Source organism: Candidatus Avelusimicrobium sp. (assembly GCF_056976295.1).
In genome coordinates, this window is sequence record NZ_DBMCTG010000021.1 from 1 (window position 1) to 16,474 (window position 16,474).

The following is a 16,474-nucleotide window of genomic DNA, read 5'->3' on the forward strand; positions in this document are numbered from 1 at the left end:
GTATTGGCGCCCAATTCGGCGCTGAGAGAGTAGATCGTTGTCGGTCTCATCCTAGCCTTTTGTTTAAGGTGATTTGAAACCCCGCTAACGCGGGGTTTTTTTGTTTTATACCCGAGGGAGAAGAAAGCATTAAACAGGTTATCCTTACCTTAATCTTCTTGGAATTACCGGGGATATCGTAAAAAGGCACGCGAAATCTTTTGAAATGCTCTCTTTTGCATGAAGGAGGCACTCCCCTAGAATAAGCAGTGCGTCCTTTGAAAAATGCAACCAAGGAACATCTCATTACTTCCCGGAATGGACTTATCCCTATTTTAGCAGTTGGCTACACCTCCAAAATATATCCAAAACTTTATTGAAAAAATTACTTGACCATACAGAACTGCTCGCAAGACCTTCAAGCCTAATATAGTGTGCTCAATCGCGTGCTTCCGTTAGTAAACTTTGCTTTTGAATGGGTAGTGGTGGGATAAAATTAAGCGAAGCCGCAAGTTTTTAACTACAAGAAACTTCAACCCCCATTAACATATGGGGTCTCACCTTTTTGCGGGTTAATTTTTTGATTGGAAGAAATATCTACTCAAACGAAGTCTTTTTTCACCAAGACCAAAGGCTAAGAGTTTGTTTCATCTGTCTTGTCCTTTTGTATTTTACACACATTAAGCAGCCCTTTTTGCCATAGCGCAGAGTATATTGGCACGGAAAAGAGTCCGGATTTAGGGATTAATAGAAGTTTGCCCCTCATTTTTTTGCCTTTTATGGTGGAAAGGCAGAGAGGGCTTTTTCAACTTGACCTGTTTTACATAGCGTAGCAAATTCGTGAATATTTTGTGAAACCCGAAATGCGGGGCCGTCATTTCCTGTATGGCGTGTTCACGCGGCCACTCCTCCACCGTCATACGATAGAGGGCTACGATTGTGCCGGTGCGGTCAGAACCATAGCGGCAATGCAAGTAAATAGGGTAATTGGCGGGATTGGACAACAATTTTAATACCTCTTCTACCCCGTCTGTATTTAGCATCACAGGATTTAGCGGTACTTGATAAACTGTTAAGGGCAGCCCCTCTATTATTTTTTTATTTTGCGGAGTAACGCGCAAATTGACAACGGTTTTTATGCCCATTTTTACCAGTTCTTCATACCCTTGACGGGTGGGTTGGCCGCCGCGGTAGAGCCAATGAGACACCTGATACGCATTTGGTAAACCGGGTTTGAATACGGCTTTTGCTTCGCGGAGCGGTTGGGCTTTTAAGGTTTGGGTTACTAATTGGTGTTCCAACTTGGCGCGGTATTGTGGCGCAAGAACCGCCGGCAGTTGTACCTTTGGCATAGGTACATTAACCGGGCGTATAGTCAGCGTTTCTATTTTGGGGGTATGCACTTGCACGCGGATAGGCTTTTTAGGGAAAAGAGCCCGCCGCTGGGCTTGCACATTAGTAGCCCCGCATATGGAAAATAGAAAAATAAGCAATAAATACCAAATCCGCATATCTATACTATACCTACTATTAGGCGGTGAGACAAGGGTATAAAGACCTATAAAAGGCCTGGGTCCTATTTGCTATAATAAAATTATCCAAAGGAGAAAATTTATGTTATTTAGGAAAATGATAGTTTTACTGGCGTTCTTGTGTTTATCCTTGCCGGGGTTTAGTTGGCGGTTTACTGATTACTTTGCAAACAGTACACAACAATGGAGTAAAGTACCTTTGGTTACCCGGTTGGTAAGAGGAGAAACGCTGCCTTATTTTGTACACACTATGGGCCCGTGGAATTTGGAAAAACTGGACGATATTTTTGTACGCTCCTTTAACAGTTGGCGTATTTACACCTTGCAGGAAATCAGGGAAGCCCAGCGCGAAAAAGAATTTAAAGACGTGGTAAAAATGCTTCAAACACCGTGGAAGTTTGAAATGCGGCCCTATTTGTCCTGTGCAGATTTTGAAAAGACCCCTTGGCAGGAACTGGCTCGCCCGGTGGCGGTGGCTAATTTGCCCCAGTACCTAGAAATGTACCCTGCGCATTGCTCTCCTGCGGTACGGGAGGATATGGAGAATTATAGAAAGGAAATACAAGACAGTTTTTCTGCCTCTTATGTAAATATGGCGCAGGAAACCCATAATTTGCCGGGGCGGTATGTTTCTTGGGAAGCCGTGGGGCAGTCATTAGCCATAGATGACGACGTTACGGCTGTTTATGCGGATACAACAATCAACGCTCTTTTTGTTCCATTTAGAGATACCGATTCTTTGTTTCACGAAATGGGGCACCTGCTGGGCTTTGCGGACCAATACCCACGCACCGAGAATGACCCCAATAGTGTGGAATATGGTTTATCCGGCTTTTGGCCCAGCATTATGCAAAATGGCGTGGAAACAAGGGACTATGCCTATTTTTCTTGCACGGATGCGGATGGGATGATTAATTTGCTGGATTTTGCCCATCAGCACGCGCGTGGCGGGAAAAAGGGCTGGAAAACCCTGTGCCGCCGGGAAAATATACAATACGCTAGTTCCCGCCAGTTAAACCGCCCTCCCTTTGTAGTTCCGCCCTATGTGTATTTTTATAACGAAGCAGGCGAAAAGGTGTATAGCCGCAAAGAGGATATGGCAATTTATGCGCCGATTACCTTGCCGTGGATTCCTTACTATGAAGACCTGCATAAAGGAATCCCTCAGCCAGACGGAACGCTACTGGTTACTGACGGTGAACTCGAGGAACATCTATACTATACACCTATATCTGTAAGCGCTTGGGTGGAAGATCCCCAAGACAAAGGGATTGTTAGTGTGTTCACGCTGATTTTTCTGCCAAGAGGGAACTATGTATATTGGAAGGACCCTTGGTATAGCGTTATAGACCGCAATGATATTAAAGTATCCGCCCTAGTGGGGGATTCCAAACTGCTTGTGCTGTGGAAGCCGGAAGAGAAGGATTCTTCCTTGGGGCTTAGCGCCATATCCCGGGAGCAGTCTGGTAAGTTGGAGGATGGGGATCCAATCTCTTCTTTTGTAGCGGTTAAAGGTACCCAAGATAATATAACAACTGTATCTTGGTCAAGTAACCCCGAATATCCCGAATACGACACCTATTTAAAATCGGTCATCAAATTAATGGGCAACGACTTGGACGATAAGTATTTAAGGAAGAATACTTATGTAATGTCCTTACTATCTCTAATTGGTAAAGGCGTAGAAAACGCCGATTGGGAAAAAATCGGGAGTGGGATGATTGACTTTATGCAAAAAGCCAATATAGAATATGGTAACGAATATCGGACGGATAAGATAGAAGCCTTTGTAAGGTCTTTGTTATCCACTTGGATAGCAGTAGCAACGTTATCGGTGAATGAAGAATTTTTAAGTGCATATTGGCCCGAAGTCTTTAAAACAGGAGACCCGACCCAATGGAAGGGAATATTAGAGGATAGGGATTCTTCTGTTGTTGGCTGCCCTTTTGTGTGCAAAGACAAACCGGCTGACTTTTACCCGGCGGATGCTCCGCTAAAAGCCACTAAATGGTGCCCGGATACGGAAAATCAGGATGTTGTATATGATTCCGATGAGCCGTGAAAAAACCAGTGAACCATACAGCAAAATCAAGCGGAAAAATATAGAAATTTCCTTAAATTTTTGGTATAATAATTACAAGAGCCGCGGATAAAACGTTTGCAAAAAGGATTGCATTTGGCGGCTTTTATTGATAAAATATAATAGAAGTAATTAACCCGATTTGTAACGAGAACCATAACTCCTCCGACGGTAAAACGAAGGAAAGGGAGTTTGTGGCTGTCGTTTTCTCTGCCTAAAAAATTGCTTTTTAGGTGCAGAAAATAAGGCCGGTTCCGTTATTAAAACAGGCAATAAAATGAACCTGACAAAAGACCAAAAGAAACAAAAGTCGCAAGACTTAGCTTCTGAAATTACCGCGAGCGGCACCCTGTTCTTCACGGCCTATCAAGGCTTGAAGTTCGTGGATATGGCTGAACTGCGCAAGCAATTAGCGCCCGCCGGAGCAAAATTCCGTGTGGAACGCAACGCTATCGTAGATCACGCCATCCGCCAAGCCAATATTGAAGGCGCTGATGAGAAACTCTTTCAGGGCCCGACGGCTATTGCGGTAGGCGGAGACATTGCCGCCGTCGCCAAAACGTTGGTGGACTTTCAGAAAAAGTTTACGGCTTTGAAGCTTCGTGCTTGCTATTCTGATGGCGTCTGGTACAACGAAGACCAGGTTAAACAGTTGGCTACCATTGGTACCAAAGAAGAAAACCTGTCCAAGTTGGCCGGTGCGTTGTACAACGCGGTCGCCCAGTCTGCGCAAGTGTTGCAAGCTCCGATACGGGATTTTGCCTACGTTATCAAAGCCTTGGAAGACAAACAACAAGGCAAATAGTAACGTACGCGCCGACGTTGGGCGCGCGGAAAACGGGTGGTGCTTTTGTGCGCGGAAGCGATACGGAAGCGATTTTGGATTTTGGCAGGCGTGATTTTCATTTTCTTTGCAACTTTGCATAGTGGAAATTATGCAAGGAGCAAAAATGGAAATCCGCCCCAAAATACGAAATAGTACGGGCGGTGTCTTAGGACCAACGCCTTGCCGTTTTCCTAAATGGTAAAATCTAAACCCGCCAAGTGCGGTAGTAGCCCGAAAGGATAAATGCACGGGCCTAAACACGGTTTAGGCAGAAGGCAGCTACTCTATAAGAAACAAGGAAAAAATAAAATGGCTAAAATGACCAAAGAAGAATTAGTAAACGCTATTGCTGAACTCACCGTTCTGGAACTTTCCGAACTCGTGAAGGCTATTGAAGAAAAATTCGGTGTGAAAGCCGCTGCTCCGGCCGTGGCTGTTGCCGCTGCCGCTCCTGCTGCCGCTGCCGCCGCTGAAGAAAAAGACGAATTCAACGTTGTGTTGACCGCTGTTGACGCTGCTAAAAAAATCGCCGTCATCAAAGTAGTGCGCGAAATCACCGGCTTGGGCTTGAAAGAAGCCAAAGACTTGGTTGAAGGCGCCCCGAAAGCCGTAAAAGAAAACGTTGCCAAAGCCGAAGCTGAAGAACTCAAAAAGAAAATCACCGAAGCCGGCGGCACCGTAGAACTCAAATAGTTCAACCGACGAATTATTAATCCCACCCCTCGCATTTAGCGGGGGTGGGATTACGTACCCTATACGGGGTATAACGGCGGACCGACAGCCGAGTGCGTTGCGGCTCCGTGGTCCGTTACCAAACAGCAGGAAGAAAAGAAATGATTGAAAAACAAACAAATTTCGGCAAAATTTCCACCAAACTTCCCTTACCCGATTTGCTGGACATGCAAAAACAGTCCTTCGTGGACTTTTTGCAATTAGATGTCCCTCCCGCCAAGCGGGAATTGAAAGGCTTGCAAGCCGCTTTTGAAGACGTTTTCCCTATTGAAGCTCCCGACGGGAGTATGAGACTTGAATTTTTGAAGTATGAATTAGGTTCGCCCCGCTACGCTACTCCGGCGGAAGCCACCGTGCGCGACAGCACCTATTCTGCGCCGTTGAAGGCCTTGATGCGCTTATATGTCAAGCAGAAAAACGGCAAAATGAAAGAAGCGTCCGACCAGGACGTAACCCTTTGCGATTTACCCTTAATGACCGATGCCGGCTGCTTTGTATTTAACGGCGCCGAACGCGTGGTTGTCAGCCAGATGCACCGCTCTCCGGGTATCATTTTTGAAGAAGACGAGGAAAAGAAACAGTCCACTTTTGGTAAGCGCTTGTATGTGGCCCGCATTATCCCATACCGCGGCGCGTGGATTGAATTTTCGTTTGACTTGATGAACGCGTTGTGGGTCCGCATTGACAGAAAGAAAAAAGTGTTGGCCTCCACGTTCCTTCGCGCTTGCGGCCTGGAAACCAACGCACAAATTATCCAGACTTTTTACAAATGCGAAGACATTGAAGTCAAGGCTTCCAATATTGAAGGTGTTATCGGCCGTTACGCCGCTGACGATATTTACGATCCGGCCACCGGCGAAGTGCTGTGGAACCTGGACGATAAAGCCGCTTTACCTATTGACGATAAACTTTTCAAAACCTTAATTGAAAAGAAAGTTAAAACCATTAAAGTCATCTGCGGTAAACCCCGCCAGGATGACCCTGGTATTTTGGCCACCTTGGAGCACCGCAAGGATTCTATCCGCACGGCTGCCGAAGCGCAGGCTGAAATCTACAAAAAGATGCGCGGGCAGGATTTCGTCGTTAAGGAACAGGCGGAAACCTTCCTGAATAATTTAGTTTTTGACAATATCCGCCGCTATGATTTGAGTTTTGTCGGCCGCTATAAAATCAACAAGAAGTTTGCTAATATGTTTGATTTGATTAGCAAATTCAAATTCAAAAAGTTCACCACGCCGAAAGATAACCGCCGCACTTTATCTCCTGAAGATATCATTGTAACGGTTAAATATCTGCTTGCCTTGAACGCCGGCGAAGACGTACAGAAGGAATACGGCCCGGATTTTTCATTTAAAGTTGACGATATTGACCACTTGGGCAACCGCCGCGTGCGCGGTATTGGCGAATTGTTGGAAAACCAAATCCGCATCGGCCTTTCCCAAATGGCTAAAACAGCCCGCGACCGTATGAACCGCGAACTGACCTCCTTCACGCCCCGCGCGCTTGTAAACGCGCAGCCCGTGCAGGCGATTGTCCGCAAATTCTTCGGGACGTCCCAACTTTCCCAGTTTATGGACCAGATTAACCCGTTGGGCGAATTGACGCATAAGCGCCGTTTGTCTGCTTTGGGTCCCGGCGGTTTGAACAGAAAACGTGCCGGCTTTGAAGTGCGCGACGTACACTATACGCACTATGGCCGTGTCTGCCCGATTGAAACTCCGGAAGGTCCGAACATTGGTTTGATTACCTCTTTGGCTTGCTACTCCCGCGTAAACAAGTACGGTTTGATTGAAACCCCGTACCGCAAAGTTGTAAACGGAAAAGTAACCAACCAGGTGGAAGAATTAACCGCCGATGCCGAAGACGATAAATTTGTAGCCCAGGCCAATACGCCGCTGGGCAAAGACGGTAAAATGGAAACCGACAGAGTCGCCTGCCGTGTCCGCGCGGATTATCCGTATGTGGAGCCGAAACAGGTGGACTATATGGACGTTTCCCCGTTACAGGTTATCAGTGTGTCTGCGGCCCTTATTCCGTTCTTGGAACACGACGACGCGAACCGTGCGTTGATGGGTTGTAACATGCAGCGCCAGGGTGTGCCGCTTTTGATGCCGGAAGCCCCGTATGTGGGTACCGGTATTGAGCACGAAGTCGCCCGCGACTCCGGGACCGCTGTGGTAGCCCGCCGCGACGGACGTGTCCAGTTTGCGGATGCTTCCAAAATTATCATTGAAACCAAAGACGGTTCCAGCGATATCTATGAACTTTTGAAATACAAACGCTCCAACCAAGATACCTGTATCAACCAGCACCCGATTGTAAAAGCGGGCGATAATGTAAAAGCCCGCCAGGTAATTGCCGACGGTCCGTCTATGGATAACGGCTACCTCGCTTTGGGCCGCAATATGCTCGTAGGTTTTATGTGCTGGGAAGGGTATAACTACGAAGACGCTATCTTGGTGTCTTCCCGCTTGGTAAAGGACGACGTTTTTACCTCTATCCACTTGCACGAATTTACAGTGGATGCCCGTAACACCAAGTTAGGCGCAGAAGAAATCACCCGCGATATCCCGAACATTGGTGCGGAAGCCTTGTCCCACTTGGACAACGACGGTATCGTGCTGCCCGCTACGGTGGTGGAACCCGGCGATATTTTAGTCGGTAAAGTAACCCCGAAAGGCGAACAGCAATTAACCCCCGAAGAACGCTTGCTCAAAGTGATTTTCGGTAAAAAAGCCGACGACGTGGTGGACGCCTCCTTGCGTGTACCGCCCGGCACCAGCGGCAAAATTTTAGGCACCCGTGTTTTCGTCCGCAAAGAAAAACTGACGAAATCCGAGGAAAAAGCCCGTTTGACTGCGTTAGAAAACGAAAAAGATGCCACGCTGACCCTCTTAAAAGAACAGCGCAAACGCGCTTTGGCCAATGCCAAAGAAACCATTAAGAAGGAATCCGCGCTGAAAGAGGAAGAAACCCGCATTAACGCGCTGTATAAGTTAATGGAAAAGAAAGCCGTGGAACACTATGAACGCGAAATTGAGTTCTCCAAACAAGGCGACGAACTCGCCGTTACGGTGAACAAATCCGTTAAAGTGTATATTGCTTCCAAACGCAAACTCCACGTGGGGGACAAAATGTCCGGCCGCCACGGTAACAAAGGTGTAGTGGCGCGTATCTTGCCGGAAGAAGATATGCCGTTCTTGCCGGATGGCACTCCGCTTGATATTGTGCTTTCCCCGTTGGGTATTCCTTCCCGTATGAACGTGGGTCAGTTGCTGGAAACAATGCTCGGCTGGGCCGCGCACTACCTGCACTACAACGCCGCCACCCCGGTCTTTGACGGCCCGAGCGAAGCGGACGTAGTGAACGAAATACGCAAAGCCAAAGAAAAGATTTTGGATGACAAAGGTCTTACCGGCAAAGCGCGCGCAGAATATGCCGCTAAATACCTGCCGGACGATTACTGCCGCATTACGCTGTATGACGGCAGAACCGGTGAACCTTTTGAAGAAAAAGTAACCATTGGTTATATGTATATGATGAAACTGATTCACTTGGTGGAAGACAAGGTTCACTCCCGCTCCACCGGGCCATACAGTTTAATCACACGTCAGCCCTTGGGCGGTAAAGCCCAGTTCGGCGGTCAGCGCTTCGGTGAAATGGAAGTGTGGGCTATGGAAGGTTATGGCGCCACTTATACCTTGCAAGAATTCTTAACCGTGAAATCCGACGATTTTGTCGGCCGCACGAAGATGTATGAATCCATTGTCAAAGGCGAAGCGCCCACCCAACCCGGCGTACCGGAATCTTTTAAAGTATTGATTAAAGAACTCCAAGCGTTAGGGTTAAGTGTGGAACTTCTTAAAAATGTTGAAAACGGCGAAACGCCGGACGCCTCTTCCGATACAAAGGAAGAGGCCCCTGCCGCTCCTGCACAAGAAGAAGGAGCCGCTAAATAAGCCGGGGATTTGAACAATGCAAACGAAAAAAGTTAAAAAATTAAACGAACTGAACTTCTTTGACTTTGATGCCATTAAACTCGGTATTGCCAGTCCGGAACAGATTATGGCTTGGTCTTTCGGCGAAGTCAAAAAACCCGAAACCATTAACTACCGCACCTTGAAACCGGAGCGCGACGGTCTGTTCTGCGAACGCATTTTCGGCCCCACCAAGGACTACGAATGCGCCTGCGGCAAATACCGTTGGGTAAAATTTAAAGGAATTAAGTGCGACCGCTGCGGTGTTGAAATTACCGAAAGTAAAGTCCGCCGCGAACGTATGGGCCATATTGAATTGGCCGTACCGGTGGCGCACGTCTGGTTTTTGAGAAAGAACCCCTCCCGCATCGGTATTATGCTGGATATGCGCACGAGCGATTTGGAACGTGTGGTTTATTATGCCGCTTATGTGGTCATTGAAGACTGCGTGGATAGCGTAACCGGCCGCGTGGACTTCAAAAAAGGCACCTTGCTTTCCGACGTGCAAGTGCGCGAAGCCCGCAAAAAACATGGCTCCCGCTTAAAAGTGGATATCGGCGCCCCGGCTATTAAAACCTTGTTGGAAGGTATTGATTTTGATAAAGAAATCCCCGCTTTGCACGAGCAATTAAAGAATACGCAGAGCGAAATGGAACGCACCAAACTTATCCGTCGTATTAAAACGATGGAAGAGTTTAAGGAAAGCGGCAACCGCCCGGAGTGGATGATTATCAGCATCTTGCCGGTAATTCCGCCGGATTTGCGCCCGCTCGTTCCGCTTGACGGCGGCCGTTTTGCGGCTTCCGATTTGAACGATTTGTATCGCCGCATTATTAACCGTAATAACCGCTTGAAACACATTGAATCCCTGCGTGCGCCGGAAGTGATGATTTATAACGAAAAGCGTCTTTTGCAGGAAGCGGTGGACGCGTTAATTGAAAATGGTGCCCGCGGCAAAGTGTTTATCGGCCCCGGCGGCAGACCTCTTAAATCTCTGTCCGACAGCATTAAAGGTAAACACGGCCGCTTCCGCCAAAACTTGCTCGGTAAGCGTGTGGACTATTCCGGCCGTTCCGTTATTGTCGTCGGCCCGAACTTGAAAATCCACCAGTGCGGTTTGCCGAAATTGATGGCTTTGGAACTCTTTAAACCCTTTATCATTGGCGAATTAATGAAGAAGGAAGGCGTAACGCTTAAATCCGCCAAGAAGATGTTGGAAAGAGTCCGCCCCGAAATTTGGGATATTTTGGAAAAGGTAACCAAGAGCCACCCGGTAATGTTAAACCGCGCTCCTACCTTGCACCGTTTGGGTATTCAGGCCTTTGAACCGGTACTTATTGAAGGTAAAGCCATCCAGTTGCACCCGCTTACCTGTGCCGCTTTCAACGCTGACTTCGACGGTGACCAGATGGCCGTGCACGTACCGCTTTCTTTGGAAGCCCAAATGGAAGCCCGTACCTTGATGCTGGCCTCTAACAACATTTTGTCCCCGGCGTCCGGTAAACCGATTGCCGCTCCGTCTCACGATATGGTCTTGGGTGTAAGTTTCTTGACTAAGATTAAAGACGGCGATATCGGCGAAGGTTCTATCTTCGGCAGCAAAGAAGATGCCTTGGTGGCTTTGGAATACGGTAAACTTTCTTACCACGCTAAAATCAAAGTGCGCGGTATTAACGCTATTCCGGAACCCGGCTTGGAAGGTAAAGACGAAAAAGATGCCTCCAAATGGAAAGATTTTACTTCCGTGGGTCGCATTATTTTCAACCAGGCTATGCCGAAAGGTTGGGAATATATTAATAAAACGGTCGGCAAGAAAGAACTGGCTTCCTTGGTAGATGAATGCTACAAGAGCAAAAAATACGGCCGCTACGAAGCCGTACAACTCTTGGACAAGATTATGAAGATGGGTTATCACTATGCCACTTTGTCCGGCTTGTCCATCTCCATTGCGGATATGACGATTCCGTCTGCCAAGCAGAAATACATTACTGAGGCCAAGAAAAAGGTTAAAGAGATTCAGGCACAGGCCGAAGCCGGTATCATCACGGAAGGCGAACGCTATAACAAAGTTATTGATATTTGGACCCGTGTAACCGACGACGTTGCCAACGAACTCTTCAAAGAAATGAAGAAGTTTGAAGAAGGCAAATACGACCCGTCTAATAAAGAACATAGCGGACAGCGCTTTAACGCCGTCTATTTGATGGCCGATTCCGGCGCCCGCGGTTCCCGCCAGCAGGTCCGCCAGTTGGCCGGTATGCGCGGTTTGATGGCCAAACCCCAAAAGAAACTTACCGGCGGCCAGGGTGAAATTATTGAAAACCCGATTACCGCTAACTTCCGCGAAGGCTTGTCTGTGTTGGAATACTTTATTTCCACGCACGGTGGTCGTAAAGGTTTGTCCGATACGGCTTTGAAGACAGCCGACGCCGGTTATTTAACCCGCCGTTTGGTAGATGTTGCCCACAATGTAGTGGTAACGGAAGAAGACTGCGGAACCCATAACGGTATTGTAGTTAAATCTTTGATGAGCGGCGAAGAAATGGTGGAACCCATTGAAGAACGTATTTTGGGCCGCACCAGTTTGGAAGACGTCGTGGTAAAGGTGAAACGCGCCGACGGCTCCGAAGAAGAAAAAACCATTATCAAAGAAGGCGATTTGATTACCTTGGAACAGAGCAAATTGGTCAAAAAATATGGTGTGGAATCTGTACGCATCCGCTCCGTACTGACCTGCGAAGCCCCGTTTGGTGTATGCTCCAAATGTTACGGCTTGCAGTTGGCCACCTCTGCCAAGAGCAACCCGGGGGACTCTGTGGGTATTATTGCCGCCCAGTCCATCGGCGAACCTGGTACGCAGTTAACCTTGCGTACGTTCCACATCGGTGGTACGGCTTCGCGCGTGTTGTCCCGCAGCCAGGCAGTTGCTGAAATTGACGGTAAGGTAACCTTTAAAGATATGAAGGTTATTACGAACCGTTACGATAATAAAATTTGTATTTCCAGAAACGGCTCTATCTTTGTTGAGGCCGGAAATGGTACAATAAAAGAATACAAGATTCAGTACGGTGCTTCCGTTTACACTACGGATAAAGCGACCGTGAAAAAAGGTTCTTTGCTCGCGGAATGGGACCCGCACTCTATCCCGGTGTTGGCCGAAGCGAACGGTTCTGTAAAGTTGACCGACGTAATTGAAGGTATAACTTTGCAGGAAGAACGCAACAAAGTAACCGGCGTAATTGAACGCAAAATTACCGCGAGCCGTATGGGCAAAAAGAACCCGCGCATCAGCATTGAAGGTAAAGACAAAAAAGTAAACTTGCCGTTGCCTATTGATACGATCCTGATGGTGGAGAACGGTGAAGAAGTGGAACCCGGCGACGTGCTTGCCAAAATCGGGCGCGAAGCGGGCGGTACCAAAGATATCACCGGCGGTTTGCCCAGAATCGCGGAGTTGTTTGAAGCCAGACGCCCCCGCAACCCGGCAATTATTTCCGAGTTTGAGGGTATCGTTAGCCTGGAAACATCTCCCAAAGGTTTGATTGAGGTTGTCGTGCGGAACGAAGAGACCAACCAGGTCAAGCAGTACAGCATCCCGCAAGGCAAACACCTCGTAGTATATGAAGGCGATCACGTTGGCGTGGGCGAAGCCCTTACCGACGGCGCCATTGACCCCCACGACGTGCTGCGCGTGAAGGGCGAAAAAGAAGCGCAAGAGTTCCTGTTAAACGCCATCCAAGAAGTGTACCGCTTGCAGGGCGTAACAATTAACGACAGACATATTGAGGTTATTGTCCGTCAGATGTTGGGGAACGTGAAAATTCTGGATGCGGGTGATACCCACTTCCTCAAAGGCGAAATTTTGAGCCGCGCAAGTTGGCTTAGAGAAAACGCCAAGATGAAGGCCGAAGGCAAACGCTTAGCCGATGCAGAAACCATTTTGCTCGGTATCAGCAAAGCGTCCCTCGCTTCCGAATCGTTTATTTCCGCGGCCTCGTTCCAAGAGACGACGAAAGTCCTTACGGACGCGGCTATTACGGGCCAGGTGGACGAATTGCAAGGCCTGAAAGAAAACGTAATTGTAGGCCATTTGATCCCGGCGGGTACAGGTATTTCCGCCAGACAGATTGCCCAAGAGTTTGAACAAAAACGCAAAGAAACAGGAGAGAAGTAATAATGCCGACAGTAAATCAATTAGTGAAATACGGACGGGCGAAAGAAATTCACAGAACGAAATCCCCGGCGTTGCAAGCCTGCCCCCAGAGAAGAGGCGTTTGCACCCGTGTTTATACCACGACCCCTAAAAAACCGAACTCTGCTTTGAGAAAGGTGGCCCGTGTAAAACTTACTTCCAAAGTGGAAGTAACCGCTTATATTCCCGGTGTGGGACATAACCTCCAAGAACACTCCATCGTGCTCGTGCGCGGTGGCCGTGTGAAAGACTTGCCTGGTGTGCGTTATCACATCATCCGCGGCGCGCTGGATGCTTCCGGTGTGGAAAACAGAAAACAAGGCCGCTCTCTTTACGGTGTAAAGAGACCCAAAGCCGGTAAATAATTTTTAGGAGTTGAATAAAGAATATGCCGAGAAAAGGTTTAAGACCCAGAGACAGAAGACCGCAGCCCGCGCCGGATTATAAATATAATTCCGTGCTCGTGTCCCGGTTCATTAACAAATTGAATTTTGCAGGCAAAACCTCCACCGCCGAACGCTTGTTGGACGATGCGATGGCTATCATTGCCGAAAAAACCAAAGAAAACGCGCTTGATGTTTTCAATAAATGTATTGAAAACGTCCGCCCGCTCGTGGAAGTGAAAGCCCGCCGCGTGGGTGGTGCCAACTATCAGGTGCCGACCGAAGTAAAACCCTTGCGCAGCACCTCCTTGGCTATGAGATGGCTCATCGGCGCCGCGCAAAGCCGCAAAGGCCGCCCGATGGCTGAAAAATTGGCCGAAGAAATTATGTTGGGCGCCAAAAAAGAAGGTACCGCTTTCAAAAAACGCGAAGACGTGCATAAAATGGCCGAAGCCAACCGCGCTTTCGCTCACTTTAAATGGTAATTTGGAATTAAGTTATGGCTGAATTCAAAACCTATCCGATTGAGAAAATCAGAAACATTGGTATTATTGCCCACATTGACGCGGGCAAAACGACCACTTCCGAACGCATCTTGTACTATACGGGTAAAGTGCACAAAATCGGCGAAACGCACGATGGCGCTTCCGTAACGGACTGGATGGAACAGGAAAGAGAAAGAGGCATCACCATTACCTCCGCCGCTATTTACTGCGTGTGGAAGGACTGCCAACTCAACATTATTGACACTCCCGGCCACGTGGACTTTACGGCCGAAGTGGAACGCTCTTTGCGTGTGTTGGACGGTGCCGTTTGCTGCTTTGACGGTGTGCAGGGTGTAGAACCCCAGTCCGAAACGGTATGGCGCCAGGCCGACAAATACCACGTTCCCCGTATTGCTTACATTAACAAAATGGACCGCATCGGCGCGGACTTTATCCGCTCCGCCAACTCCATTAAGGAAAAATTGGGTGGCAACGCCTGCCCGATTCAGTTGCCTATCGGCGCCGAAGACAAATTCGTCGGCATCGTGGACTTGGTAAAGATGAAAGGTATCATTTGGGACGGCGACCATAACGGAGCCACTTTCAACGAAGTGGAAATTCCGGCTGACCTCGTGGACGCTGCCAAAAAAGCCCATACGGAAATGATTGAAAAACTCGCCGACTTTGATGAAGCAATTATGGAACGCTACTTAAACGGCGAAACGGACTTTACGGTTGAAGAAATCAAAAAAGCCATCCGCAAAGGTACTCTTACGGGTAAATTCTTCCCGGTAATCTGCGGTTCTTCCTACAAAAACAAAGGCGTACAGCCGCTTTTGGACTGCGTGAACGATTATCTACCCTCTCCTGTGGACGTTCCGGCTGTCAAAGGAACCAACCCCGATACGGGCGAAGAAGTGCACCGCAAAGCCTCCAACAACGAACCCTTCTGCGGTCTTATCTTTAAAGTTCAGACGGACCCCTTTGTGGGTAAACTCAGTTTCTTCCGCATTTATTCCGGTACTTTGAAAGCCGGTGATACGGTTTTGTTCCCCGGCAAAAATGCCACGGAACGTATCGGCCGTATGATGCGTATGATGGCTGATAAACGCGAAGAAGTAAAAGAACTCGGCGCCGGCGAAATCGCCGCCACCGTGGCTATCAAAAACTCCCGCGTGGGTCAAACGATTTGCTCTCCCGACCACCCGATTGTGTTGGAAAGCATCACGTTCCCTGAACCGGTAATCTCTATTGCCGTAGAACCGAAATCCAAGGCTGACGAAGAAAAAATGTCCAACGCTTTGGCCCGCTTGGCCGAAGAAGACCAGACTTTCCGCGTCCGCACCGATGAAGAAACGGGTCAGACCGTTATTTCCGGTATGGGCGAACTCCACTTGGATATTATTGTGGACCGTATGAAACGCGAATTTAACGTGCAAGCCAACGTTGGCGCGCCGCAAGTAGCGTATCGCGAAACCATCACCAAGACGGTTGAACAGGAAACCAAGTTCGTCCGTCAGTCCGGTGGTCGCGGTCAGTACGGGCACGTATTCCTCCGCTTGGAACCGCAGGAAAAAGGCAAAGGCTTTGAATTTGTCAACGAAATTACCCAGGGCCGTATTCCGAAAGAATACATCCCGGCTATTGAAAAGGGCTGCCGCGAAGCACTGGATTCCGGTGCTGTGGCCGGATACCCCTTGGTGGATATTAAAGTGGCCGTGTTTGACGGTTCGTTCCACGAAGTGGACTCCTCCGAAATGGCCTTTAAGATTGCCGCTTCTATGGCCTTGAAGGACGGCGCGAAGAAAGCCAACCCGATTATTCTGGAACCTATTATGAAGGTAGAAGTTGTGGCTCCGGAAGCCAACTTGGGTGATATCATTGGTGATTTGAGTTCCCGCCGCGGTCAGATTGGCGAAATGGGTGTCAGAGGCAACGTACGCTATGTACGCGCCGAAGTACCGCTCGCCGAAATGTTCGGTTACGCCACGAACGTACGCTCCCTCTCTCAGGGCCGCGCTTCGTTCACTATGGAACCGAGCCACTATGCCGAGGTGCCGGCTAACGTCGCAAAAGCGATTATTGAAAAACGCACCGCGGAAAAAGTGGCCGCTTAATAACCATTTTCCCCTGCGCTTGGAAATCCCGGGCGCAGGGGTTGCATCTTTCATATTAGGAGTGTAAACAAATGGCAAAGGAAAAATTTTCCCGCAGCAAACCGCACGTGAACGTGGGTACGATTGGGCACGTGGACCACGGTAAGACGACGCTCACGACGGCAATCACGA

At 48.5% G+C, this 16,474-nt stretch carries 10 protein-coding genes; 9 read left to right on the forward strand and 1 reads right to left on the reverse strand.

All coding sequences use genetic code 11. From position 1 onward, the window contains the following. Nucleotides 1–716: 716 nt before the first annotated feature. On the reverse strand, nucleotides 717–1,490 hold the full coding sequence (locus tag ACZOTW_RS07145) for a fused DSP-PTPase phosphatase/NAD kinase-like protein (RefSeq protein WP_428043229.1): 774 nt from the start codon (nucleotides 1,488–1,490) through the stop codon (nucleotides 717–719). Nucleotides 1,491–1,608: 118 nt separating this feature from the next. Between ACZOTW_RS07145 and ACZOTW_RS07150 the strand changes: the two genes are divergently transcribed. The 9 genes from ACZOTW_RS07150 to ACZOTW_RS07190 all read left to right on the forward strand — a co-directional run. Next, nucleotides 1,609–3,573 carry a hypothetical protein gene (locus tag ACZOTW_RS07150; protein ID WP_483997892.1) on the forward strand — a complete coding sequence of 655 codons (1,965 nt, stop codon included), beginning with the start codon at nucleotides 1,609–1,611 and terminating at the stop codon, nucleotides 3,571–3,573. A 295-nt stretch (nucleotides 3,574–3,868) separates the two neighbouring features. Continuing rightward, nucleotides 3,869–4,396, forward strand: a complete 528-nt coding sequence (gene rplJ, locus ACZOTW_RS07155; protein ID WP_177745971.1) for a 50S ribosomal protein L10 — start codon at nucleotides 3,869–3,871, stop codon at nucleotides 4,394–4,396. Between the two features lie 339 nt (nucleotides 4,397–4,735). Further along, nucleotides 4,736–5,110, forward strand: a complete 375-nt coding sequence (rplL, locus tag ACZOTW_RS07160) for a 50S ribosomal protein L7/L12 (protein ID WP_177745977.1) — start codon at nucleotides 4,736–4,738, stop codon at nucleotides 5,108–5,110. 140 nt (nucleotides 5,111–5,250) lie between these two features. After that, nucleotides 5,251–9,108 carry a DNA-directed RNA polymerase subunit beta gene (gene rpoB / locus ACZOTW_RS07165; protein WP_428040257.1) on the forward strand — a complete coding sequence of 1,286 codons (3,858 nt, stop codon included), beginning with the start codon at nucleotides 5,251–5,253 and terminating at the stop codon, nucleotides 9,106–9,108. Nucleotides 9,109–9,124: 16 nt separating this feature from the next. Continuing rightward, entirely contained in the window at nucleotides 9,125–13,300 is a 4,176-nt protein-coding gene (rpoC, locus tag ACZOTW_RS07170; protein WP_177745967.1) for a DNA-directed RNA polymerase subunit beta', read from the forward strand. A 2-nt stretch (nucleotides 13,301–13,302) separates the two neighbouring features. Then, nucleotides 13,303–13,683, forward strand: a complete 381-nt coding sequence (gene rpsL / locus ACZOTW_RS07175; protein ID WP_176778129.1) for a 30S ribosomal protein S12 — start codon at nucleotides 13,303–13,305, stop codon at nucleotides 13,681–13,683. A 23-nt stretch (nucleotides 13,684–13,706) separates the two neighbouring features. Beyond that, entirely contained in the window at nucleotides 13,707–14,186 is a 480-nt protein-coding gene (rpsG, locus tag ACZOTW_RS07180) for a 30S ribosomal protein S7 (RefSeq protein WP_177745965.1), read from the forward strand. Between the two features lie 14 nt (nucleotides 14,187–14,200). Further along, nucleotides 14,201–16,303 carry an elongation factor G gene (gene fusA / locus ACZOTW_RS07185; RefSeq protein ID WP_177745963.1) on the forward strand — a complete coding sequence of 701 codons (2,103 nt, stop codon included), beginning with the start codon at nucleotides 14,201–14,203 and terminating at the stop codon, nucleotides 16,301–16,303. Nucleotides 16,304–16,374: 71 nt separating this feature from the next. Then, nucleotides 16,375–16,474: GTP-binding protein (locus tag ACZOTW_RS07190; protein WP_483997252.1), on the forward strand; the 100-nt coding region annotated here is incomplete at its 3' end.

Excerpts from the sequence above, each read along its gene's own strand:
- fusA (WP_177745963.1), top strand. The coding sequence starts at position 14,201 with ATGGCTGAATTCAAAACCTATCCGATTGAGAAAATCAGAAACATTGGT.
- rplJ (WP_177745971.1), top strand. The coding sequence starts at position 3,869 with ATGAACCTGACAAAAGACCAAAAGAAACAAAAGTCGCAAGACTTAGCT.
- rpoB (WP_428040257.1), top strand. The coding sequence starts at position 5,251 with ATGATTGAAAAACAAACAAATTTCGGCAAAATTTCCACCAAACTTCCC.
- rpoC (WP_177745967.1), top strand. The coding sequence starts at position 9,125 with ATGCAAACGAAAAAAGTTAAAAAATTAAACGAACTGAACTTCTTTGAC.
- rpsL (WP_176778129.1), top strand. The coding sequence starts at position 13,303 with ATGCCGACAGTAAATCAATTAGTGAAATACGGACGGGCGAAAGAAATT.
- rpsG (WP_177745965.1), top strand. The coding sequence starts at position 13,707 with ATGCCGAGAAAAGGTTTAAGACCCAGAGACAGAAGACCGCAGCCCGCG.
- ACZOTW_RS07145 (WP_428043229.1), bottom strand. The coding sequence starts at position 1,490 with ATGCGGATTTGGTATTTATTGCTTATTTTTCTATTTTCCATATGCGGG.
- rplL (WP_177745977.1), top strand. The coding sequence starts at position 4,736 with ATGACCAAAGAAGAATTAGTAAACGCTATTGCTGAACTCACCGTTCTG.
- ACZOTW_RS07150 (WP_483997892.1), top strand. The coding sequence starts at position 1,609 with ATGATAGTTTTACTGGCGTTCTTGTGTTTATCCTTGCCGGGGTTTAGT.